The 21,661-nt window shown below is 45.5% G+C and carries 20 protein-coding genes; 8 read left to right on the top strand and 12 right to left on the bottom strand.

Features of this window, described 5'->3' with window-relative positions:
• Positions 1 to 26: 26 nt before the first annotated feature.
• The 3 genes from AC1DXC_RS23815 to sucD form a co-directional block, all read right to left on the bottom strand.
• On the bottom strand, positions 27 to 1,544 hold the full coding sequence (locus AC1DXC_RS23815; protein ID WP_477461677.1) for a serine hydrolase domain-containing protein: 1,518 nt from the start codon (positions 1,542 to 1,544) through the stop codon (positions 27 to 29).
• A gap of 135 nt (positions 1,545 to 1,679) precedes the next feature.
• Positions 1,680 to 2,690: a hypothetical protein gene (locus AC1DXC_RS23810; RefSeq protein ID WP_477461676.1), complete on the bottom strand. Its 1,011-nt coding sequence runs from the start codon at positions 2,688 to 2,690 to the stop codon at positions 1,680 to 1,682.
• A gap of 130 nt (positions 2,691 to 2,820) precedes the next feature.
• Positions 2,821 to 3,699 (bottom strand): succinate--CoA ligase subunit alpha, encoded by an 879-nt coding sequence (sucD, locus tag AC1DXC_RS23805; protein WP_477461675.1) that lies wholly within the window; start codon positions 3,697 to 3,699, stop codon positions 2,821 to 2,823.
• Positions 3,700 to 3,908: 209 nt separating this feature from the next.
• Here sucD and AC1DXC_RS23800 point away from each other — a divergent pair, with 209 nt between their 5' ends.
• The gene (locus AC1DXC_RS23800; RefSeq protein ID WP_477461674.1) at positions 3,909 to 4,154 is read left to right on the top strand and encodes a hypothetical protein; all 246 of its coding nucleotides are present in this window, start codon (positions 3,909 to 3,911) and stop codon (positions 4,152 to 4,154) included.
• A gap of 184 nt (positions 4,155 to 4,338) precedes the next feature.
• Positions 4,339 to 5,109: a hypothetical protein gene (locus AC1DXC_RS23795; RefSeq protein WP_477461673.1), complete on the top strand. Its 771-nt coding sequence runs from the start codon at positions 4,339 to 4,341 to the stop codon at positions 5,107 to 5,109.
• 63 nt (positions 5,110 to 5,172) lie between these two features.
• On the opposite strand, the gene AC1DXC_RS23790 is transcribed toward AC1DXC_RS23795, so the two are convergent.
• The gene (locus tag AC1DXC_RS23790) at positions 5,173 to 5,589 is read right to left on the bottom strand and encodes a hypothetical protein (protein ID WP_477461672.1); all 417 of its coding nucleotides are present in this window, start codon (positions 5,587 to 5,589) and stop codon (positions 5,173 to 5,175) included.
• 79 nt (positions 5,590 to 5,668) lie between these two features.
• Positions 5,669 to 6,217, bottom strand: coding sequence for an RNA polymerase sigma factor (locus AC1DXC_RS23785; protein ID WP_477461671.1), 549 nt, complete (start codon positions 6,215 to 6,217; stop codon positions 5,669 to 5,671).
• A gap of 184 nt (positions 6,218 to 6,401) precedes the next feature.
• Between AC1DXC_RS23785 and AC1DXC_RS23780 the strand changes: the two genes are divergently transcribed.
• Positions 6,402 to 6,743, top strand: a complete 342-nt coding sequence (locus AC1DXC_RS23780; protein ID WP_477461670.1) for a DUF6249 domain-containing protein — start codon at positions 6,402 to 6,404, stop codon at positions 6,741 to 6,743.
• A gap of 13 nt (positions 6,744 to 6,756) precedes the next feature.
• Positions 6,757 to 7,554: a nuclear transport factor 2 family protein gene (locus tag AC1DXC_RS23775; protein ID WP_477461669.1), complete on the top strand. Its 798-nt coding sequence runs from the start codon at positions 6,757 to 6,759 to the stop codon at positions 7,552 to 7,554.
• 299 nt (positions 7,555 to 7,853) lie between these two features.
• Here AC1DXC_RS23775 and AC1DXC_RS23770 read toward each other — a convergent pair whose 3' ends face one another.
• Positions 7,854 to 8,417 carry a DapH/DapD/GlmU-related protein gene (locus tag AC1DXC_RS23770; protein WP_477461668.1) on the bottom strand — a complete coding sequence of 188 codons (564 nt, stop codon included), beginning with the start codon at positions 8,415 to 8,417 and terminating at the stop codon, positions 7,854 to 7,856.
• Between the two features lie 85 nt (positions 8,418 to 8,502).
• Positions 8,503 to 9,732 carry a C4-dicarboxylate transporter DctA gene (dctA, locus tag AC1DXC_RS23765; protein ID WP_477461667.1) on the bottom strand — a complete coding sequence of 410 codons (1,230 nt, stop codon included), beginning with the start codon at positions 9,730 to 9,732 and terminating at the stop codon, positions 8,503 to 8,505.
• A gap of 287 nt (positions 9,733 to 10,019) precedes the next feature.
• On the opposite strand from dctA, the gene AC1DXC_RS23760 reads away from it, so the two are divergent.
• The 3 genes from AC1DXC_RS23760 to AC1DXC_RS23750 all read left to right on the top strand — a co-directional run bounded on the left by AC1DXC_RS23760 (position 10,020) and on the right by AC1DXC_RS23750 (position 14,532).
• Positions 10,020 to 10,403, top strand: a complete 384-nt coding sequence (locus AC1DXC_RS23760) for a methionine-R-sulfoxide reductase (protein WP_477461666.1) — start codon at positions 10,020 to 10,022, stop codon at positions 10,401 to 10,403.
• Between the two features lie 667 nt (positions 10,404 to 11,070).
• Positions 11,071 to 12,045 carry a ribonucleoside-diphosphate reductase small subunit gene (locus tag AC1DXC_RS23755; protein ID WP_477461665.1) on the top strand — a complete coding sequence of 325 codons (975 nt, stop codon included), beginning with the start codon at positions 11,071 to 11,073 and terminating at the stop codon, positions 12,043 to 12,045.
• 111 nt (positions 12,046 to 12,156) lie between these two features.
• Positions 12,157 to 14,532: a ribonucleoside-diphosphate reductase subunit alpha gene (locus AC1DXC_RS23750; protein WP_477461664.1), complete on the top strand. Its 2,376-nt coding sequence runs from the start codon at positions 12,157 to 12,159 to the stop codon at positions 14,530 to 14,532.
• A 244-nt stretch (positions 14,533 to 14,776) separates the two neighbouring features.
• Here AC1DXC_RS23750 and AC1DXC_RS23745 read toward each other — a convergent pair whose 3' ends face one another.
• The 4 genes from AC1DXC_RS23745 to rlmH all read right to left on the bottom strand — a co-directional run bounded on the left by AC1DXC_RS23745 (position 14,777) and on the right by rlmH (position 17,024).
• Positions 14,777 to 15,184, bottom strand: a complete 408-nt coding sequence (locus AC1DXC_RS23745) for a Dabb family protein (RefSeq protein ID WP_477461663.1) — start codon at positions 15,182 to 15,184, stop codon at positions 14,777 to 14,779.
• A 10-nt stretch (positions 15,185 to 15,194) separates the two neighbouring features.
• Positions 15,195 to 15,503, bottom strand: a complete 309-nt coding sequence (locus AC1DXC_RS23740; protein ID WP_477461662.1) for a MafI2 family immunity protein — start codon at positions 15,501 to 15,503, stop codon at positions 15,195 to 15,197.
• A 1-nt stretch (position 15,504) separates the two neighbouring features.
• The gene (locus tag AC1DXC_RS23735; RefSeq protein WP_477461661.1) at positions 15,505 to 16,422 is read right to left on the bottom strand and encodes a cation diffusion facilitator family transporter; all 918 of its coding nucleotides are present in this window, start codon (positions 16,420 to 16,422) and stop codon (positions 15,505 to 15,507) included.
• A 128-nt stretch (positions 16,423 to 16,550) separates the two neighbouring features.
• Positions 16,551 to 17,024, bottom strand: coding sequence for a 23S rRNA (pseudouridine(1915)-N(3))-methyltransferase RlmH (gene rlmH / locus AC1DXC_RS23730; RefSeq protein ID WP_477461660.1), 474 nt, complete (start codon positions 17,022 to 17,024; stop codon positions 16,551 to 16,553).
• 78 nt (positions 17,025 to 17,102) lie between these two features.
• Between rlmH and AC1DXC_RS23725 the strand changes: the two genes are divergently transcribed.
• On the top strand, positions 17,103 to 18,905 hold the full coding sequence (locus AC1DXC_RS23725) for a MutS-related protein (protein WP_477461659.1): 1,803 nt from the start codon (positions 17,103 to 17,105) through the stop codon (positions 18,903 to 18,905).
• A 218-nt stretch (positions 18,906 to 19,123) separates the two neighbouring features.
• Here the strand turns inward: AC1DXC_RS23725 and AC1DXC_RS23720 are convergent, their stop codons facing one another.
• Positions 19,124 to 21,628 carry a TonB-dependent receptor gene (locus tag AC1DXC_RS23720; RefSeq protein ID WP_477461658.1) on the bottom strand — a complete coding sequence of 835 codons (2,505 nt, stop codon included), beginning with the start codon at positions 21,626 to 21,628 and terminating at the stop codon, positions 19,124 to 19,126.
• Positions 21,629 to 21,661 lie beyond the last annotated feature (33 nt).

Raw genomic sequence — 21,661 nt, 5'->3', positions numbered from 1 at the left:
TCGCTCGCAATGACAATTCTTATATTTTACTGCACCAAGTCCAAATGATACTCCTGTATCAACGCCGGGTTCTCGGGCGTGAGGGTAAAGCTCACGCGGATATTAGCTTGCTCGCCTTTGATGATGAAATAGCCGCGCAGCTGATTCTCTGCCACAATTTCGCCTATGCTTACCGTTTTGCCTGCCTTGGCAAATGCATCGGCGGCGGCTATCTTCAGTTTATCGGGGAAATAGTCCAGGAAGAAATTATCGGCAAATATGCCGCTTGCTTTGGCCGTGCTCCAATCAGCAATGACTTTAAGCAGTTCGGCTTTGCGCCGGTTAAGGATTCCCGATGGCGGCAATACGCGCGGCCTGATGCCTGAGAGCATCAGCAGGGTATCCAAAGCGGCGTTGTTGATAGGCGCTGCCCTTGCATACGTTACGTTGCCGAAGGATACGATGCCCACGCCATAATCGGGCATTACATTCCACTGGCTGCCGAAGCCAGGCAAGCCGCCGGTGTGGCCCACATAGATGCGGTTATCGCAATCCTTCATCCATCGCAGCCCATAAGCGTAGGCCGTAACATTGGGACAGGGCCTGCCGGTTGGTGTTTTGGCATTGGCCGTTAAATAGTTCACATCCCATGGGTATTGCATCTCGCGCACCGAGCTTCGCTTAACCGGCCCTTTATCCACATCATCCCTTGGTGGCCAGGCATCCAAATGCAGGGCCATGTATTTGCTGAAATCTTCTATGCTGGTTATCAATCCACCCATAGCGCCGTAGGCACCATCGTGCAGCAGGGGTTGCTCTACCCATTGCCCATCCAGCCAGCGGTAACCGTGGGCCAGTTTATCTTTGGGTACTTTGGTGTATTCCCAATACGTATGCAGCATGCCCAGGGGCTTTAAAATATTATTGGTGATGTAAGTTTGATACGTTTGTCCGCTTACTTTTTTGATGATGTAGCCCAGCGTGGCAAAGCCCAGGTTGCTGTACTCGTAACCCAGACCGGGATTGGTTGAAAATTGCACGCCTTTTTTATAGATAGCAATCAGTTGCGCATCGCTAACAGCCAGTTGCCTGTCTCCCCAAGGGTTGTCTTCGGGGTAACCGGCTGTATGGGTAAGCAGGTTTTTGATGGTGATGGGCGTGGCATCTTTAGTGAGGTATTTGGTCCCCTTCATTTCGGGGATGTACATATAGGCAGGGTCATCAAGCTTTAGTTTGCCTTCATCGCGCAGTTTTAAAATAGCCATGGCGGTCAGGCTCTTGGTCATGCTGGCAATGCGGAACTCGGATGTAGCCGTAACCGGTATCTTGTTGGCGATATCGGTATAACCAATGCCGCCGGTATGCACCAATTTGCCATCTACAATAATACCATAAGCGGTGCCGGGCCAGTGGTTTTTCTCGGCATAGTCTTTATATAGCTGGTCGATAACCGGGAAGGTGGCCTGTATCTTCTTCAGCCGGTCCGGATCTGTAAAAGCAGCCGGTTTGTATTGGGCGATGGCTAACGTTGGGAGGAATAAAGGGAGGCAGATGAATTTGCGCATAGTGATGTTGGATGATAGCCGAATTTAGGAAAAAATGTCTGAACTCGAATTACAGGAATTTATGGGATGAGAAGAAAGGTTGCTAGGTAAAAGGCGGAAATACCCAAACTGTTCTATCCGAAAAAACATGATGAATCAATCTCCGAAAAAATCCTCCCAGTGGCTTTGGATATAGTTATAACTCTGTTCAAAGTATTTTTTTATAGTTCGGCTTAAATGGCTTTTCCATGCTATATCTTCACCTTTATAAACAGCCAGCCAGGCCATAGCGTAGGCAATTACTTGCTCGGGGAGGTACCCGCTACGTCTCATTTTCCATCCCCGGCGCGAAGCGTACGTCCACTGGTTAAAATGGAAATAAGCATTGCCGGTAAATATGCCAAAGCCAAATACAACTGCGGCAAGTGCCGCCAAAAGCTTATCGTTTTCGGCCATGCGGTGTACCGACCACAATTTATGCTGAGCCAGGTGTGGGGCCAATACGGCAACCATGCGTTCGGGATCATTCAGGATATCCATATCTATCCACACTTCTTTTTGCCCATAGCCATTGTCTACATAACCCATAGTAGGGTTTACCCAGGGGCCATGTAATTGAGGCGATGGGGTAGCCACAATTCCTTCAGAAAAAGGTGCCGGCTTATTGCTGTAAAACTTCAGTTCGAGTTCCCAGGCGTCAATGGCCATCAGGTTTATCATTCGCCCAAAGATAAATTCCGCATCTTGTTCTGTCCCCTTGAATTTACGGTCGAAATATTTCTTCTCAGGCGTAATGGTAGGCAGCGACTGCACGTATTCCCCTTCAAGGGTATCGCACAGCAAAACAAGTGCACGCTCCGTCCACTCTTTATCCGCCGGCGTAACCGGGAGTTCATCTTTATTCTCCCAAAACCGAAAAGACCACGATGAAGAGGGCTGGTTATTTGCGACTTCCGTTTCCTCGTACCAATCTGCATGAGGGCTCACTTCCCCGCAACCACCTTTTCGCCTAAAACACTGCGTTTCTTCGTGTACTTTTCCGCATGCAGGGCATACCCCACGGGTTTCAAAAGTGTTCCAGTGCGTATTGCAAACCGTACAAACCCAACGGCAAGCATCATCTGGCTCCCAATCGCATCTAGGGCAACTTATACGTATCTCCGGCATCGGTTAAATTTGAAGTAAAATAGCTTTTTTCCGGAAGGAATCAAAAGAATTCAGAAAAGCAAAAAGCCCCGGTCTCTCAACCAGGGCTTTCCAATATATTATCCTGTTCCCCTTTAGGGGGTTAGGGGGCTTACGCTAATTTCGCCAGTTCCTCTGCCATGGCAGCGCCAATTTCAGCAGGAGATTCTACTACGCGGATGCCGCACTCGCGCATGATAGCCATTTTTGCAGCAGCGGTATCGTCGGCACCGCCTACGATTGCGCCTGCGTGGCCCATACGGCGGCCCGGAGGCGCTGTTTGGCCGGCAATAAAGCCAACTACTGGTTTGGTGCCGTTTGCCTGTATCCAGCGGGCAGCTTCGGCTTCCATGCCGCCACCAATCTCGCCTATCATAATGATGCCGTGGGTGTCAGGGTCGTTCATCAGCAATTCAACAGCTTCTTTAGTTGGTGTACCAATGATGGGGTCGCCACCGATGCCGATAGCTGTGGTGATGCCCAAGCCGGCTTTAACCACCTGGTCAACCGCTTCGTAAGTGAGCGTGCCGGATTTTGACACGACGCCGATGTTGCCTTTCTTGAAGATAAAGCCCGGCATAATACCAATCTTGCTTTCATCTGCGGTGATGATGCCAGGGCAGTTTGGCCCTATAAGGCGTGCATCTTTATCTGATAAATATTCTTTAACCGCTATCATATCCTTGGTGGGGATACCTTCGGTAATACAAACAATAACTTTAATGCCTGCTTCGGCAGCTTCCATAATGGCGTCTGCGCCAAAAGCAGGAGGTACAAAAATAATGGATACATCGGCAGCGGTAGCAACAACGGCATCCTTTACAGTATTGAACACAGGCCTGTCTAAATGGCTTTGGCCACCTTTGCCGGGGGTAACCCCACCTACCAACTGAGTACCATACGCAATCATTTGTTCTGCGTGGTAACTACCTTCTTTACCGGTAAAACCCTGCACTATAACTTTAGAATCTTTATTTACGAGAACGCTCATCGGCTTTTTGATTTTTGTATGGCAAAGCTAAGTTTATTGGCCTTAAAGTCAAATTAAATTTTAGACTGCTTTTATATTTTACATGAGTGTGAAAGGGCGGCACGCAATTTTAACCCGCCAATAAAACAAGCATTAACGAGCGCATAGCTCACATTAAATGATATACTTCAAACAGGGGAAATTATACGATTAGCCCGGCCTGTTTAAATATGAAGAGAAAAAGAATAAAAATCATGCTTATTCAGCACGAGTCCGAACCAGGGAAAACCACCTATAACGGGTCGGAAAGCTTTAAAAAGGGTACGCTTTGGGTACGCGGCACGCTGGTACGCGCAGCAAATTTTAGTGGCTTGGTAAACAAATTATGCAGCAACAAAATTAATAAAGGGAGAATAAAGATTATAAGCACACTCACGCACATTATTATATACATAATGTCGGATAGCTGGGGGTGAAAGCCGCGTTTATGGATAAATGTTGTTTTCATATTGTAGGCCGGTATTGGTTTTTGTACCTGACTGGTAACTTAATAACCATCAGTTAAACAAATTGTTTATTTGCGGCTAAATATTTTTTTGTTGTTAAAGTATGTTAAAACGTTTTTTTGTACTGTTACCTGAGCGTTAATTTTATACGCAAATGAAACTATCGTTGTTGTTAGTAACGCTGCTATTTTTATTTAGTTGTTCCGACGCGCAGGTAATTACCGGTAAACTCATAGATAAAGAAACGGGCTTGCCCGTAAAACACATCCCAGTCACATCCAAATTCGGCGTAGCGTGCACAGATGATGGTGGCGTATTTACGCTAAAAATAAGTAAAAATTTTGATACAATCCGCATAAACACCTTGGTTTATAAATCTTTTAAATTGGCAGCGGCCGACTGGGGAGGCTTTATGCGCATCATCGAACTGGAAACAAGCTACAAGCAATTGGGCGAAGTAACCATTACGGCGAAGAAAAATTATTATAAAGATTCTCTAAGCCTGCGGAAGGAATATGCTAAGGCTTTCAATTTCAGGGGGCCAAAGTTTAACGAGATCTTTCGCAGCCCATCTCAATATGTGCCCTTTGCCGTAGTGAGCATAGATGTTGGTATGTTGTTTAAAGCAATAACAAAAAAGCACAGCCGCGATTATAAATTACAGCAGATTTTGCTGCGCGATGAGCGGGAAAACCACGTAAGCGCCCGGTTCAACAAAACATTGCTGGGCGATATCACCAGGTTAGTGGGCGATTCGCTGGAGAATTTCATGAGCAGCTACCGGCCTGCTGCGGCCACGCTGGATAAACTAAGCGATTACGATTTAATACAGTACGTTAAAAGCAGCCTGCAAAAATTTAAAGCAAGCGGCGGGAAGAATGATAAGTTGCCTAAGATGCTGAAAGAGGGGGAATCGTTGGAGTAGAGGGTAGTTCAATATCTAATGTCGTGATGAAGTGAGAAATGATATGAGGGCTGAGTTTAATTGCTATGCGTTCTGCGGGTTAATCGATTTTTGCCTGGTCCTGAAAAAATAATCAGTTAGAAATAAAACGCTCAGCGGAACTAAATATGGCAAAATACTAACGGCCATTTTCACCACCCCCATAGCTGTGCCTGCAAAATTTAAATTCAGGCCCGAAAAGTAAGAGTTGTTTTGCAAATGGCCTAAGGTGTACCGCGAATTAACTAAAGCAACAAGCAGCAAAACGATAAAGACACCCGAAATAATCAATTTAACTTTCGGGGTCATAACGGCTTCGGGCGCTTTACTTGCTGCCGGTTGGATTTGATCCATTAAATTCTCCGTAAAGCCAACAGGTGGTTCTGCTACAAGTTCTTGCTTTATAGCAACTAACAAAGCAGGGTTTAAATTCAATTCCTCCTGCGCTTCCACCATCTTCATAATATTATCGGTAAAAGCAGCGCCCGGCTCCTCTAACTCGATGCTTTGAATAAGTTTTTTGAATTTATCGTCGTTCATTTCAAACCAGGAATTTAAGTTCGTGTTCCAATACTTTCCTCGCCCTAAAAAGTTTTATTTTAATGTTCGAGGCCGTTAACCCTGTTATCTCCTCAATCTCGGTAATGGAGTTCTCGTTAAAATAGTACAATGTAACCAACAGGGCATCTATTTTGGGCAATTTATCTATCGATGCTTTTACAATGCCCCGGCTCTCCTTTTCTGTCAGTTCTTTATGCGGGGTGTTGGCATCGTCCGAATAGTTTTCTACCATGTCGTTGTCGATGGTATTTATATCTAAAGATTTCTTTTTCAACCTTGATACACATATCCTATAAGTAATGGTATAAAGCCAGGTAGAGAACTTCGATTTCCTTTCAAAAGTATGCAGTTGATTATAGGCCTTTATAAAACTTTCCTGCGCTGCATCTTCCGCATCTTCTTTGTTGTTTAATATCCTGAACGCAATAGAAAAAACTATCCGCTTATTATTTTCTACCAGAAAACGGTAAGCGGAGCCATCGCCTTTTAAAACCCTGTTTATATACGTTTGTTCGTCCTGCGTGTACATTCGTACATGAGACAGTGTGCACTATCTTTCGGTTACAAAATATATTTTGACGGCTATTTTGGCATGTTAAATAAAGCTGAAACCGAAAATCCGAAACCCGAGATCAACAGTCCCGCCTATTTTTTAAATTTTGTAACCGATGTAATGCGGCCCCTGTCATACGGCCAAAACAAAAAATATAATTATGGATGAGATTTTAAGAGATTGTTTGGTTTCGATTGCGACAATTGGGGCCATCTTTGTAATACTGTACGTTGTGCTGATGAGCCGTTTTAAAGAGCGGATGGCATTGATGGAAAAAGGCCTATCACCAAAAGATTTTAACAATAAACATGCGGTGCAATCGGCAACGCTTCGTTTCGGCTTATTGCTTATCGGCACATCTATAGGCATCCTGTTAGGAAATTTTGCTGCCAATCATTTTGATGTACCACGCCAGGGGGCTTTTATAGCCATGATGTTCCTTTTTGGCGGGCTTGGCTTGATAGGCAGTTACGTGATAGAGAACCGGAATAATAAACAATAAGTAAATGAAGGCAATGAAAAAATTCAGAATCATAATACTTGTCGCTATACTGCTGTTATCAGGTATTGGTTACACAGCATTTGCCCAATCAACCGATACCGAAAATCAAAAACTCACATCAACCATCCTGCACCTTGATAGCCTCTTTTGGAATACTTACAACGAATGCGATACAGACCATAGCGGGCAGTATTTAACGGATGATGTGAAGTTTTACCACGATAAAGGTGGTATTACTTATGGCAAAGATGCCCTGGTGATGAGCATCAAAAACAATATTTGCGGCAACCAAAACCAGCATATCCGGAGAGAAGCTGTGCCAGGAACGGTAAAAGTATACCCAATGCGAAACGGTAACGTTATTTACGGTGCCATTATATCCGGCGAGCATTACTTTTATGTAACAGAAAATGGCAAGCCCGAGAAGCGGGAAGGCCTGGCCAAATTCACCCAGCTTTGGCTTTTGAAAAACAACGAGTGGAAAATGGCAGAAATTTTAAGTTACGACCATGGCCCGGCACCGTACGAAAACAAAAAGCAAACAGTAACCCTTACAGCAAGCGAACTGAAAGAATTTGAAGGCAATTACAAAAACCCCAAATTCGGCACATTCAACTACAAGGTGAAGGGCTCGAATTTATTGATGGATGGTTCAGGTTTTAACTCCATACTCTATCCTGAAACTAAAACCACGTTTTTTGTAAAAGAACGCGACTTAGAGTTTGAATTTGTAAAAGATGCGAAAAAGCGCTTCTACAAAATAATTGTGCACGAGAACGGTGCTATTGTGGATGAACTTTTGAGATTTTAAGTGAGATGCGAATCTTCCTTCAAGTCAGAGCTTTCGATATAGGCGCCTGCCCTGCAAGAGCCAAAGCTATTAAAGAAAGGCAGTAAACTCAATGACAGTAATAACAATCACTGCTCCCCAGGTTATCAGGAAAAACTCACCTGCTTTCTTTAATTTCGGCTTATCCTGTTTGATAATGCCTGGGATGAAGTTTGCCACTGTTAATCCCATACCTCACAGTAAAATAATAGCTTTTAATATGGTTAATGCCATATACATCTGTGTGATTCGGAAGCCAACCCTGACATTGTAAAATATGTTTAAATAATCGACTTAATAAACTTCGCCGGCACGCCGCCCACTATTGCATTGTCCGGCACATCCTTAGAAACCACCGCACCGGCAGCTACTATAGCGTTCAGCCCAACGGTAACACCGGGAAGGATGGTGGCATTTGCGCCTATCCAGGCATTTTGTTTAATAACAATCGGTTTGGTTATTAAGGCCCGCCTGTCACTCGGGGCGGCGGGGTGGTTTTCGGTGATCAGGTTTACCCTTGGGCCAATAAGTACATCGTCTTCTATAGTTATTCCGCCCATATCCAAAAATGAGCACGCATGGTTAATGAAAACCCGCTTTCCAATTTTGATAAACTTGCCAAAATTGGTGTAGAAAGGCGCGAACACCGTTGTGGAGGCATCAATTTCGTATCCGACTATTTCGGACAGGATATCGCGTATTTGCTGGATATTATCAGCAGCGTTAAGTTGCGCGGAAAGACGTATGGTGCGGGCGACCACGTCATCGACCTTTGAAAATTCAGGGTCGCTTAGCCTAACGAGTTCACCCGATTTTAGTCTGTCAAAAATGTCTAATTGATTCATTCCTTATTTTAATTTTCTAGCATTCAGGTTTCCCGCAAATCAAAACTCCCCCTTGCGCCGCCGCTGACGCTAAGGCAGCACGCGGTCAGGGGGCCGGAGCGCTAAACTCCCTCTCACTCTTCGCCACCACGATGGTAGCTACCCCATTGCCGATAACATTGGTAATGGCCCGCGCCTCAGACATAAACCTATCTACCCCCAGCAGTATGGCCACGCCTTCTACCGGGATAATTTTGGTAGCGGCCAATGTTGAGGTAAGCACAATGAACCCGCTGCCCGTTACACCTGCCGCGCCTTTGGAGGTAATCATGAGTATGCCGATGATGCCCAACTGTTCCTCTATCGACAGATGCCTGTTGAACACCTGCGCCAAAAATATAACCGACATAGATAAATATATGGTGGTACCATCCAGGTTAAAGGAATAACCTGCCGGGATAACCAGGCCAACTACCGATTTGGAACAGCCGAACTTCTCCAGTTTCTCCATCATCCCCGGCAGGGCCGATTCGGATGAAGAGGTACCCAGCACAATCAATATCTCTTCTTTGATATGCTTAAGGTATTGCCACAGGCTGAATTTGAACAGGTAGGCAATAAGGTTCAGCACCACGAAGATGAACAGCGCCATCGTAATATATACCGATGCCATCAGCAAGCCAAGGGGCTGCAAGGCTTTTATGCCATAGGTGCTGATGGTATAAGCCATCCCGCCGAAGGCACCTAGTGGTGCTACGCGCATCACTATTTTCATGATGTTGAAGAATACCTTGGAGAGTTTCTCGAAAGTTGTGATAACCGATTGCCCCGCCGCGCCCAGTCTGCTCAGCCCGAAGCCGAATAAAATGGCAAAGAAGAGGATCTGCAAAATCTCTCCTTTGGCAAACGACTCGAAAATGTTGCCGGGGACGATATGGGCCAAAAAGTCCATTACCTTCATCTGCGATGCGGCTTTTTGGTATCCAGCCAGTTTCGCGGCATCAACCGGCGCGTGGGTGTTAATGAAGCCTTCGCCGGGTTTTACCAGGTTGGCCACGGTAACGCCAATTATAAGTGCCAGGGTAGTAACAATCTCAAAATAAAGCAAGGCCTTGCCTCCTACGCGGCCCACTTTTTTCATATCACTCATGCCTGCTATGCCCAGCACGATGGTGAAAAAAATGATGGGGGCGATGAGCATAGTAATCAGGCTGATAAAGGTTTTGCTGATCACCTGCGCCGTTGGCGCAAAACCTTTAAAATATATGCCCACCACTACGCCTAATAGTATGGCAAATAACACCTGGAAAGTAAGGTTGCTGAGGATGCGTTTCATCAAAACAATGATACGATTTATTTTGCTCAGTGGTTAATGGAGAATGGTGAGTGGTTAAGTGGTTAGTCTTTAAATGTGGAGGTGAAACAGGCGGAAAAAAGCATGGTTTGACATCGGTCAAACCAGTGTAAACATCGCCTGGCAAAACATTCAATGCGGGCAGATTGTCGTATATTTATATAGAAAGAAGAGGAGTCCGAATTCAGATGACCGAAAGTCCGTAGATAAAATCGTTTCAAATTAATCTGTGTAATCGACCCTCTTAATCAGTGAAATCAAAAAATATAATGGAATACAATCAGTTAACACCCGACGAAGAATACGTAATACTGCACAAGGGCACCGAGCGCCCATTTACCGGCGCTTTGTTGAACAACAAGGCCGAAGGCTTATACTTATGCAAACGCTGCGATACGCCGCTATATACATCCGAAACTAAATTCGAATCGCATTGCGGATGGCCAAGCTTTGATGACGAGATAGCCGGTGCCGTACGATGGGAAACAGATGCCGACGGCCGACGCACCGAAATTTTGTGCGCCAACTGCGGCGCGCACCTGGGCCACGTTTTTAAGGGGGAGTATTTAACGCCAAAAAACACCCGCCACTGCGTAAATTCCCTCTCACTGAAATTCGTGGCTGCCGACGAGGTGAGCCCCCCAGCCCCCTGAAAGGGGAGCCTCTGATTGGGTGGCGAATTTTTCAGGAAACCCCGCCCAAAAAAAGGCGGGATTTTTTGTTTTCCACAATTTGCAGTGTGGACAGAAGGGGGCAAAATACCGTATTTCTACCTGGTTCATAAAGCCCTTAATTTGGCGTGGTTGGCACTTTTTAGAACCCCGGAATTGTCTGTTTAAGGTAAACTAAAAGTGAAGTTAATGTTATGGCCACGTTATCGAATTTTCTACTAAAAGGGTTTAGATAGCTTCAGTAATGCATTGGTCTTTAGTAGGTTGAATTTTTCGCCGATTAATCAGATATAGCCCAAACTATTTTTTATTGTTTATAACTTATAGGGGGTGTTAAAAACTTACGCTAACATACAATGGAGCCATGACCTATCTTTGAAGCATAAGTTCTATCAACGCTATCCGTTTGCCGTATCTACCTTCGGTAAAATTGGAAAAAACCATGTGAACGCATGGGGCTATGTGTATTAAAATATAAAGTTTAATAGCAGATAAGTGGGGGTGTTTGGGGCGAGGAAATAGGAGCGGCAAACTTGCCAATTTAAAACTCGCGGGGCATAGCTGTCTCCAAATGCGCCGTACGCGTAATAGCTCCGAATGCAAAAGATAGAACAGGGAAAATATAAAAACAAAAGATACAAAATACGCGATGCCAGAGGAAACCGAATTATTACTGAGAGAAAACAAAGACCGTTTTGTAATCCTCCCCATCAAGTATCCCGCCATATGGGAAATGTATAAAAAAGCTGAGGCCAGCTTCTGGACGGCAGAAGAGATAGACCTGAGCGACGATATGAAACACTGGGAGAATTTAAACCCCGGCGAGAAACATTTCATATCGCACATTCTGGCGTTTTTTGCCGCCAGCGATGGTATAGTGAACGAGAACCTGGCCATCAATTTCATGAGCGAGGTGCAACTGCCAGAGGCACGCTGTTTCTACGGTTTCCAGATTATGATGGAGAATATCCACTCGGAAACCTATGCCTTACTGATTGATACTTATATAAAAGACCCGGCCGAAAAAGACCGTCTTTTCCACGCGATAGATACCATCCCCTGCGTAACTAAAAAAGCAGAATGGGCACTGCGCTGGATAAACAATGGCAGCTTTGCTGAACGTTTGGTTGCATTTGCCGCCGTAGAGGGGATTTTCTTCTCGGGTAGTTTCTGCTCTATCTTCTGGCTGAAGAAACGTGGCCTGATGCCGGGATTAACCTTCAGTAATGAATTGATCTCTCGCGATGAAGGCTCGCACTGCGAATTTGCCTGCTTGCTTTACAAAATGCTGGATACCAAACTGAGCACAGAAGCCGCAACCAAAATCATTACCGATGCGGTAGAAATAGAGAAAGAATTCGTAAGCGATGCATTACCGGTGAGCCTTATTGGCATGAACGCCAAAATGATGAGCCAGTACATTGAGTTTGTTGCCGATAGGTGGCTTGACGAACTGGGTTATCCTAAAGTTTACGGCGTATCATGTCCGTTCGATTTTATGGAGATGATAAGCCTGCAGGGTAAAACCAACTTCTTTGAAAAAAGGGTGGGCGATTACCAAAAAAGCGGCGTATTGAACGGCACGCAGGAAAACAAATCGTTCTCGCTGGACGAGGATTTTTAAGAATACCGTGGCTTGCCACAATTAGCAACAAGACCCTTAATTAAATTATATATTATACTGTTGGTTTAAAGTCCCCACTACTTGACACTAACTATTTAAATACTAACCAATATGTTTGTACTAAAACGAGACGGCAGAAAAGAATCAGTGAAATTCGACAAAATTACAGCGCGAATTGAAAAACTGTGTTACGGGTTTAACCTGGTTGACCCAATTGATGTGGCCAAGAAAGTAATTGAGGGCTTGTTCGATGGCGTTACCACGTCAGAGCTGGATAACCTTGCCGCCGAAACAGCAGCATCGTTAACCACCAAACACCCCGATTATGCTTTGCTGGCTTCGCGTATTGCGGTAAGTAACCTGCACAAAAACACCACCAAGTCGTTCTCTGAAACCATGAAACGTATGTACGAATACGTTGACAAGAAAACCGGCAAAAACGCCGCTTTACTGGCCGACGATGTGTACCAGATTATACGCGATAACGCCGAGATACTGGATAGCAGCATCATTTACGACCGCGATTTCGGTTTCGATTACTTCGGTTTTAAAACCCTGGAAAAATCGTACCTGCTAAAAATAGACGGCAAGATAGCCGAGCGCCCACAGCATTTGTTTATGCGTGTATCGGTTGGTATCCACAAAGAGGATATCGATAGCGCTATCAAAACCTACAACCTGATGAGCGAGCGCTGGTTTACCCATGCTACGCCAACTTTGTTTAATGCAGGTACACCAAAACCTCAAATGTCGTCGTGCTTTTTGTTAACCATGAAAGATGACAGCATCGACGGTATATACGATACACTGAAACAAACTGCCAAAATCTCGCAGAGCGCAGGTGGTATCGGTTTAAGCATCCACAACGTAAGGGCTACAGGTTCGTACATCAGCGGTACAAACGGTACCAGCAACGGTATCATACCAATGCTGAAGGTATTTAACGATACCGCCCGTTATGTAGACCAGGGCGGTGGCAAACGTAAAGGCGCTTTCGCTATCTACTTAGAGCCATGGCATGCAGATATCTTCGAATTTTTGGATTTGCGTAAAAACCACGGTAAAGAAGAAATGCGCGCCCGCGATTTGTTCTACGCCCTATGGGTAAGCGATTTGTTCATGAAACGCGTAGAAGCTAACGAAGACTGGAGCCTTTTCTGCCCGCACGAAGCACCCGGCCTGGCCGATTGCCACAGCGAAGCATTTGAAGAACTGTACACCCGTTACGAGCGTGAAGGCCGTGCCCGCAAAACCATTAAAGCACAGGAACTTTGGTTTGCCGTGTTAGATAGCCAGGTAGAAACCGGTACACCATACCTGTTGTACAAGGATGCTGCCAATGCAAAATCTAATCAGCAAAACCTGGGCACTATCAAAAGCTCTAACCTTTGTACCGAGATCATCGAGTACACTTCTGACAAAGAAGTTGCGGTTTGTAACCTGGCCTCATTAGCATTGCCACGCTACGTAATCAACGGCGAATTCGACCATAATAAATTGTACGAGGTAACTTACCAGGCTACTTTAAACCTGAACAAGATTATCGATAACAACTATTACCCGGTTGAAGAAGCTCGTTACAGCAACCTGCGCCACCGCCCAATCGGCTTAGGCGTACAGGGTTTGGCTGATGCCTTTATCCTGCTGCGTTTACCTTTCGAAAGCGAAGAAGCAAAACAACTGAACAAAGAGATATTTGAAACCATCTACTTTGCAGCCATGACGGCTTCTAAGGACCTGGCTATACAAGATGGCGCTTACGAAACCTTTAAAGGTTCACCGCTGTCTCAGGGTAAATTCCAGTTCGACCTTTGGAACGAGAAACCTGCAAGCACCCGATGGGATTGGGAAAACCTGCGCCTGGATGTAATGAACCATGGTGTACGTAACTCACTGTTAGTAGCGCCGATGCCTACTGCGTCAACATCACAGATATTGGGTAACAACGAATGTTTTGAGCCATACACCTCAAACATTTACACCCGCCGTGTATTAAGCGGGGAGTTTGTTATCGTAAACAAACACCTGCTGCGCGATTTGGTAAACCTTGGCTTATGGAACAACGGCATTAAAGACAAAATCATTACCGCTAACGGTTCTATCCAAAATATCGCAGAAATACCTGCCGATATCAAAGAACTATACAAAACCGTTTGGGAAATTAAGATGCGTAACATCATTGATATGGCTGCCGACAGGGGCGCATACATTTGCCAGTCGCAGTCGCTTAACCTGTTCATCAACTCGCCAAATGCAAGCAAGCTGACTTCGATGCACTTCTACGCATGGAAGAAGGGCCTTAAAACAGGTATGTACTACCTGCGTACACAGGCAGCATCGCAAGCGGTTAAATTTACAGTTGAAAACCAGGGCGGCAAAAACATGGATGCCGTTATACCGGAAGTGGTTGCCGATAGCGCCGCAGAGGATGTACCAGCAGGCCCATCATGCTCAATGGAAGAAGGCTGCGTAACTTGTTCAGCGTAACAACGTAGAGACGCAAAATATTGCGTCTCCGAACGAAAAGTAATAACATAATAAAGGCCGGGGAACTGTAAAGTTTCCCGGCCTTTTTGCGCTCTGTCTGCCGATGATTGCCATACCCAGGCTATCAGCCCAACGCTGCTCGCCATAACATTGTAATGCGCTTGGTTGCTAATATTGACGAGATGAATGCAATATCGCTTACCTATTCTAATCCGTTTAATCCCGAAAATCCGCTTAATTCTGGTTAAGCATCTATCGCATCATACACAATAACCTTCTCCCAAAGGTGACTGTGGGTTTTGATGAATTCCTGGTGTATAGGGTGGCTTTGGTAAGCGGCCTGCGCTTCCAAATTGGCAAAGAACATTACTTCTGATACTGCCCAGCTGTTATCCACCACGTCGCGCTTCTCGGTGCTGGCCACTACGCCTACGTGCAGCTCTTTGATATGCTCTATCTTGCCAAGCGATTTTACGCCGGCTACCAGCATATCGCGGTCTTCCTTAGAATTGGGGTTCTTCAACCAAAAAAGTGCATGGTGCACTACGTGATACTTGTTTGTCATAATTGTTAAGGGTAATGCCTGTGCAACGGCCACGCCTGCGGCCATAGTTGCTGCGGTAGCTATAAATTTCCTGCGGTTAGTTTTCACAAGGCTTAAATTAATCTTCTTTTCTCATATATACAAAAGCCATCAACCGATCCAGCTGGTTGAATGGCGCAAGGCTATATTCGCAAATTTCTTCTACGCTCTCTACGTCATGATGCACATCTGCATAAATCTCGGCACCGATGACACTTAAGTTTTCATAATCATCTTCGGTCGATGGCCTGTCCAGATAACATTTTACATACAATTTGCCCACAGCTATACCAACCGCAATGGCCCTTATCTTGGGATATATTGCGCCCAACAACGCTCTTTGAGCAGATAATAACAGTGATGTATTATGTTCAAACTTGGTTGCCATCTCAACACTTTGGCTGCTCGCACTTTTCGTCCACAAACTCGGGTTCGAAGGTACTATGGCTAATGGATAGGTGCTCCAGCCGGTGGCGCAGGTCGTGCTTGATGTTGTCGAAATTGCTCATATCCTCGGGCTTTACCACCAGGTGTGCAGTGAGCGCATTCTCCGTAGTGCTTAGTGCCCATACGTGCATATGGTGTACATCTACCACGCCTTTAGCTTTCTTCAGTTCGGATTTTATTTTGGCCAGGTCCATCTCCTTGGGTACGCCATCCATCTCCAGGCGCAGGCTATCCTTCAGCAGGCTCCAGGTGCCGGTAAGTATTACAATGGCTATGATGATGCTCACGGCGCTATCTACCCAATACCAATGGCTGAAGTAGATAATAACGCCTGATATGACTACCCCAAGCGATACAATGGCATCAACCGCCATGTGGATATAAGCGCCTTTTATATTCAGGTCGGTGTCTTTATCTTTCACAAAAAGCCAGGCTGTAAAGCCATTTATGGCAATACCCGAAAACGCCACCCAGGCGATAGTGGTACCGGTAACATTCTCCGGATGCAACAGTCGCAGCACAGCTTCGTACACAATAAAACCGACCGCTACAACCAATATTACCGCGTTGAAAAACGACACGATAATAGTAGAGCGTTTATAGCCATACGTGTATTTACTGTTAGATTTTGCCTTGCTCATTTTAAAAGCCAGCAAAGCCAGGGCAAGGGAGGCTACATCGCTAAGGTTGTGCCCCGCATCGGTAAGGAGGGATAACGAGCCGCTGATAAGGCCGGCAATTACCTCTACAATTACAAACCCAGAGTTCAATACAATCCCCCAGATGAAAGCCGTATTTAGCTTATCCAGCTTGGGGGCATGGTCGTGATGATGATGGCCGGAGTGGTCGTGACTGTGCATGGGGTAAAGGTAATAAAAGTTAGAAGCGTTAAAAAGTTAAAGATGTTTGAAAACCGAAAAAATGGCGCAGTAAGTATCTTCTTTTTGCAACCTTTCTAACTTTTATAACATCTCCAACTTTTTATAACTTATTGATGATGATACGGCTCGCCCTTTATAATAGTAAACGCCCGGTAAAGCTGCTCAACAAAAAACAGGCGCACCATTTGATGCGAGAACGTCATACGGCTGAGGGATATTTTATCGTTGGCGCGCTGGTAAACCGATTGGTCGAACCCGTAGGGGCCGCCCACTACAAATACCAGGCTGGCTACCGAACTAATGACGCGCTTTTCCAGGTAATTGGCAAACTGCACCGAGGTATGCTCCTGCCCTGCTTCGTCAAGCAGTATCAGGTAATCTTGCGTGGCAACCTTCTTCAGGATGAGTTCGGCTTCTTTGCTTTTCTGCTGATCCTCAGTAAGTGCCTTGGTATTCTTCAGCTCGGCAATCTCAACCAACTCCAGTTTGGTATAGTGCTTTAGCCGTTTTACATACTTTTCTATGCCATCTTTCAGGTAAGCATCTTCGGTTTTGCCAACGGTTATAAAAGCTATCTTCATTACAAGGCGGTAAATGTTGCGTAATTATCGTAAAATTGAAAAATGCAAAACTACCTAAATAAGGGCTTGCAATAGCTAATGGATCAGGATATTTTAAACGATTACACGCAGGCCGCTGCATCGGCTGCGCAACAGGCCGGCATATACCGTCAAAAAGCCAATATTTACTCGCTGCTGCGCCTGGGCATATTCGCGCTCATGCTATTCTCGGTGTACCTCACCATCTCGCTGGATACTTTCGGCATCATGGCCATATCCATCGTTTTATTGCTGCTGGCTTTTGCCTGGCTGGTGGCCCGGCAGGGTGCATACGAACGCTTACGCGATTACTACCTCGACCTAAAGAAAATAAACGATAACGAACTTGGCAGCCTTGGCACTGGAGCTAACCTGTACAGCAACGGGCAGCAATTTGCCAATGAGAAGCACTCTTACGCTTCCGATCTGGATATCGTAGGCCCCGTATCATTGTATCAGTTGGTAAACCGGGCTGCCACAGCTAACGGCAACCAAAAGCTAGCCCAATGGCTGCTTGCCCCCGCCGATAAGCCCACAATACGGCAAAGGCAGGATGCGGTAAAAGAAATAGCCGCCAAAAACAGCTGGAAGAAAGAGCTGCAGGCCCTGCTACTTTTTGCCAATAACCAGGATGCCGGCCGCCTAGGCAACCTGTTCAAATTCTTGCGTATGCCCCTAAACATGCCCGGCGAAAAAGGGTTGGGCGCTTACGCAAAAGCGGCTCCGTACCTATTGGGCGCAGCCATTATTGCCGCTATATTTTACCCCGCTGTTAAAGGCATAGCCATCTTTATTGCACTGGCCAACCTGGCCGTAGTATTCTCTAAAGCGGCATACATCAAAAAAACCGATTTTATTGCCGATAAGATTGGTAAAGTGCTGGGCAATTACGCGGGCGTTTTCGATAAAATCGAGCGTCAGCAATGGGCCTCGGCGTTAAACAGCCGCCTCGCCCAAAAGCTTGAGGAGGATAATACTTCCCAAAACATCAGGCAGTTAGGCTTGCTTATAGATAAGCTCAACTATCACCTCAACATCATCGTAGGCGTGCTGCTGAACGCGTTTTTGCTGTGGGATATCCGGCAGGTTATTGCCATAGAAAACTGGAAGAAAGCCAATCACGAGAATTTCGAGACTGCATTCGACGTAATTGCCGAATTCGAGGCGCTCATCAGCCTGGCAGTTCCTGCCATCAACTACCCAAATTGGGCCTACCCTGTTATTGCCGATACCGAAGGTTACACCCTCACCGCCAAAAGCATTGCCCACCCGCTTATCCGTGGCAAACGGGTAGATAACGATTACGAATTGAATAATGCCTTCAGCATTGATATCATCACGGGCAGCAATATGGCCGGCAAAAGCACGTTCCTGCGTACCATCGGCATCAATACCGTTTTGGCGCTGGCGGGAGCGCCCGTTTGCGCTGCGGCTATGGAGTTATCGGTTATCAACATCGTGAGCTATATGCGCATCAAAGATAACCTCAACGAAAGCACCTCTACCTTTAAAGCAGAGCTGGACCGGCTGCAGATGCTACTAGCCGCTGTAGAAAACCAACCTCGGGTTTTCTTTTTAATAGACGAGATGCTGCGTGGCACCAATTCGGTTGATAAATACCTGGGCAGCAAAGCCGTGATAGAGCGGCTCATCAGCAAAAAGGGCGTAGGCATGGTAGCCACGCACGATTTGCAGATTGCCCGGCTGGAGGATAAATACCCCGGCTATGTGCGCAACTACTACTTCGATATACAGGTAATAGCCGGCGAGATGCTGTTCGATTACAAGATAAAGCATGGCGAGTGCAAAACCTTTAATGCATCATTGCTGCTGAAGCAGATAGGAATAAATGTAGAAGAATAGTGTTCACGGTGTGGCGTGTGAACACCGTGAACACTTGCAATTAATTAACAGTCAGCCACTTGGTGATTTTTGGATGGTGTCAAAATGCTGTCACCATTGTTTTGCTTGCAATTTGCTTTATTTTCCCGGCTCCGGTAAAATAAAGCGAGCCTCCCGAATTAACGGAGGGCTCGCCTTTTATCTTGAATCTTGGTTCTTGTCGTCTTGATTCTTAAAAACTATCGACCGCCTGCAGGAGCGCCACCGCCGCCCATGCCCTGGTCGCCTTGTTTAAGGTCGTCGTTATTTACGCCGCTCTTTTTAGGCTGGCTAAAGCTTAATTTACCAAAGCTATAGCTAAACGTTACACCGTATGAACGGAACGGCAACTGGAACGAACTTGTCGATCTGAAATCTGCGCCTTCTGTTTTAGAATTAAAGCCTTTATACTCGGAGAAAGGACTGATAATATTCACACCAACAGACATTTTCTTCTGCATGAACTGCCTGCGCACGCCAAAACCAAGGATGCTGAAGGTTGGCGTTTGGCCCTGTATAGTACGGCGTGATGAAGTGCCGAACACAAACGATTCTGCTATAAAGTTGTTTGGTAACGTAGCGGTTGCCCTTAAAAAACCACCGTATTGGATGTACGTACCGTTCTGACTCTGATCTTTCAGGAACCGGCCGGTTGGATCCGGCTTGTAAGTATAGGCATTTACGCTACCAATAATGGTGATAGCTTTTATAGGGTTAATGGTCCCGAAGAAGCTACCGCCAAACGAGTTATTGTTACCCACGTTTTGGAAGGTAGTTCTGGTACCACCCTGCGATTTCTCTAAACCGCTAATCGGATCTATCGTTTTCACAGTTATGGTATCAGCTATACCTTCTATTAAGCCCGATGTGCGTTTGTAATACACCGATACGTTTACGATAGAGGTTCTAATAAAACTGTTTAAGCCCAGTTCGATAGTTTGCGACACTTCCGGGCTCAGCGTAGGGTTACCCACCTGTTGCGCCAATATGTTGCTCTGGTTAACAAAGGGGTTTAAAAACTGCAAGCTTGGGCGTGTAATACGTTTAGAGTAACCCAGTTTTAAAGTGTTCGACGCATTAAGCTTCTTTTGAACTGTTAAGCTTGGCACATAGGTATTGTAGTTCTGATCGAACGGTGCCAGGTTTTGATTAGCATTAAATGGCTCGCCGTGGATATCGGTATTCTCTAACCTGAAACCGGTTAATAACGACCAACCTTTTGGCAACGTGGTGGTAAGCACCGAATAACCGGCCAATACGTTTTGGTTATATTTGTAAACGTTAGAGGTTGCAGGGTTAATTACAAAATCGTTATTGACGTAAGAGTAAAAATCTGACGTGCTATTTATCCTTCTAAAGATGCTTTTACCACCTGCTTCCAGTTTAAACACTTTGTTTATCGGCAATACGTAGTCAAACTGTACCGTGTACTCGTTGCTTTTGCCATCAATGTTATTCTTTATATTGGGCAGTTGTGCTGTGTAAATGTTAGTATAATCGGTTATACCGGAGTTACGGCTCCATTGGGTAGAGAATGAAATCTCGCTTCCTTCTTTTTTGAATTTGTGGGTATAATCAAGATTCCAGTCGAACCCATCAATCTTATTATTAGATACCGAGTTGCTGCTGTAGGGATTTGCAGACGTTATATCGTTTATTGATGTATTGCCAAAGCTAATCTGGTTGAATTTAAAGGTGGTGTTGATGCTATTAAAACCATTAAACTGGTAACCCGCACCAACCGATCCTACCAATGCATGCCTGGTAAGCCTGCCCGTACCTACAGATGATGTAGAAAACTGCGGATTTTTAAAGTTTTCGTAGGTAGAAGAGTTTAAAGTATTTTGCGGCCACGAAGCGTTACCGCCAATGTTGGTATTAAAGTTAAACCTGTTTTTGTTATAGTTTAAGTTTAAGTTACCGTTATTTTGGCGTGTACCCACAGCTGTATTGATACCGCCGCTTAAACCTGATACGTTGGATTGCTTGGTAATGATATTGATGATACCGGCCGAACCTTCTGCATCATATTTTGCTGAAGGCGAGGTAATTACCTCAATTGTTTTGATCTGGCTGGCCGGGATAGATTTCAGTACGTCGCTTAAACTGGCCGCGGTTGCGCCCGAAGGCTTGCCATTAATCAGCACGCGAACGTTATTATCGCCACGTACAGACACATTGCCGTTTATATCCACCGCAACCAAAGGCACTTTAGATAACAAATCGGTAGCTGTGCCGCCGGCCGCTGTAAGGTCCTTCTCGGCATTGTAAACAATCTTGTCTATCTTGTTTTCGATGATAGATTGCTGGCCAACCACCTGCACCTCTTTCAGGGCGCGCGCATTTGGCGGCAATATGATGCTGCCCATGTTAGCATCGGGCTTGCTCGCGGTAGTGGTAACCGGATCGATAGTTTTGGTTTGGTAGCCTAAGAAAGATATGGTGATCTTGTAACTGCCCGATTTGATGTTATCGAGCTTAAAGTTGCCCTTTTCGTCGGTAAGTACGCCATTGATAGGCACTTTGCCCCCGCTTTTGAATAAGCTTATCGTTGCATAGTCCACCGGTTTTTTGGTAAGCGAATCCACTATCGTACCGGATATCTTCCCTATTACAGATGAGCCGCCGCCACCGCCAACCCCAAACTGGGCTTTAGCAGTAAAGGATGCACAAAAGATTATTAAAAGTAAAATTATTCGTCTCATAAATGTTCAATTTGGTAATTGGAGGCGAAAGTG

The organism is Mucilaginibacter sp. P2_D11 (assembly GCF_056404435.1).
The sequence above is the reverse complement of the archived record's forward strand: the minus strand, read 5'-3'. Positions and strand labels throughout refer to the sequence as shown.

Bases quoted from the DNA above. Each gene is read 5' to 3' on its own strand.
- dctA (WP_477461667.1), bottom strand. From the start codon at position 9,732: ATGAAACGCATCCTCAGCAACCTTACTTTCCAGGTGTTATTTGCCATA.
- AC1DXC_RS23720 (WP_477461658.1), bottom strand. From the start codon at position 21,628: ATGAGACGAATAATTTTACTTTTAATAATCTTTTGTGCATCCTTTACT.
- AC1DXC_RS23815 (WP_477461677.1), bottom strand. From the start codon at position 1,544: ATGCGCAAATTCATCTGCCTCCCTTTATTCCTCCCAACGTTAGCCATC.
- AC1DXC_RS23800 (WP_477461674.1), top strand. From the start codon at position 3,909: ATGAAGAGAAAAAGAATAAAAATCATGCTTATTCAGCACGAGTCCGAA.
- AC1DXC_RS23770 (WP_477461668.1), bottom strand. From the start codon at position 8,417: ATGAATCAATTAGACATTTTTGACAGACTAAAATCGGGTGAACTCGTT.
- AC1DXC_RS23790 (WP_477461672.1), bottom strand. From the start codon at position 5,589: ATGAAGATGGTGGAAGCGCAGGAGGAATTGAATTTAAACCCTGCTTTG.
- AC1DXC_RS23755 (WP_477461665.1), top strand. From the start codon at position 11,071: ATGCCAGAGGAAACCGAATTATTACTGAGAGAAAACAAAGACCGTTTT.
- AC1DXC_RS23780 (WP_477461670.1), top strand. From the start codon at position 6,402: ATGGATGAGATTTTAAGAGATTGTTTGGTTTCGATTGCGACAATTGGG.
- AC1DXC_RS23740 (WP_477461662.1), bottom strand. From the start codon at position 15,503: ATGGCAACCAAGTTTGAACATAATACATCACTGTTATTATCTGCTCAA.
- AC1DXC_RS23760 (WP_477461666.1), top strand. From the start codon at position 10,020: ATGGAATACAATCAGTTAACACCCGACGAAGAATACGTAATACTGCAC.
- AC1DXC_RS23785 (WP_477461671.1), bottom strand. From the start codon at position 6,217: ATGTACACGCAGGACGAACAAACGTATATAAACAGGGTTTTAAAAGGC.
- AC1DXC_RS23750 (WP_477461664.1), top strand. From the start codon at position 12,157: ATGTTTGTACTAAAACGAGACGGCAGAAAAGAATCAGTGAAATTCGAC.
- AC1DXC_RS23735 (WP_477461661.1), bottom strand. From the start codon at position 16,422: ATGCACAGTCACGACCACTCCGGCCATCATCATCACGACCATGCCCCC.
- AC1DXC_RS23795 (WP_477461673.1), top strand. From the start codon at position 4,339: ATGAAACTATCGTTGTTGTTAGTAACGCTGCTATTTTTATTTAGTTGT.
- sucD (WP_477461675.1), bottom strand. From the start codon at position 3,699: ATGAGCGTTCTCGTAAATAAAGATTCTAAAGTTATAGTGCAGGGTTTT.
- AC1DXC_RS23810 (WP_477461676.1), bottom strand. From the start codon at position 2,690: ATGCCGGAGATACGTATAAGTTGCCCTAGATGCGATTGGGAGCCAGAT.
- AC1DXC_RS23775 (WP_477461669.1), top strand. From the start codon at position 6,757: ATGAAAAAATTCAGAATCATAATACTTGTCGCTATACTGCTGTTATCA.
- AC1DXC_RS23725 (WP_477461659.1), top strand. From the start codon at position 17,103: ATGGATCAGGATATTTTAAACGATTACACGCAGGCCGCTGCATCGGCT.
- rlmH (WP_477461660.1), bottom strand. From the start codon at position 17,024: ATGAAGATAGCTTTTATAACCGTTGGCAAAACCGAAGATGCTTACCTG.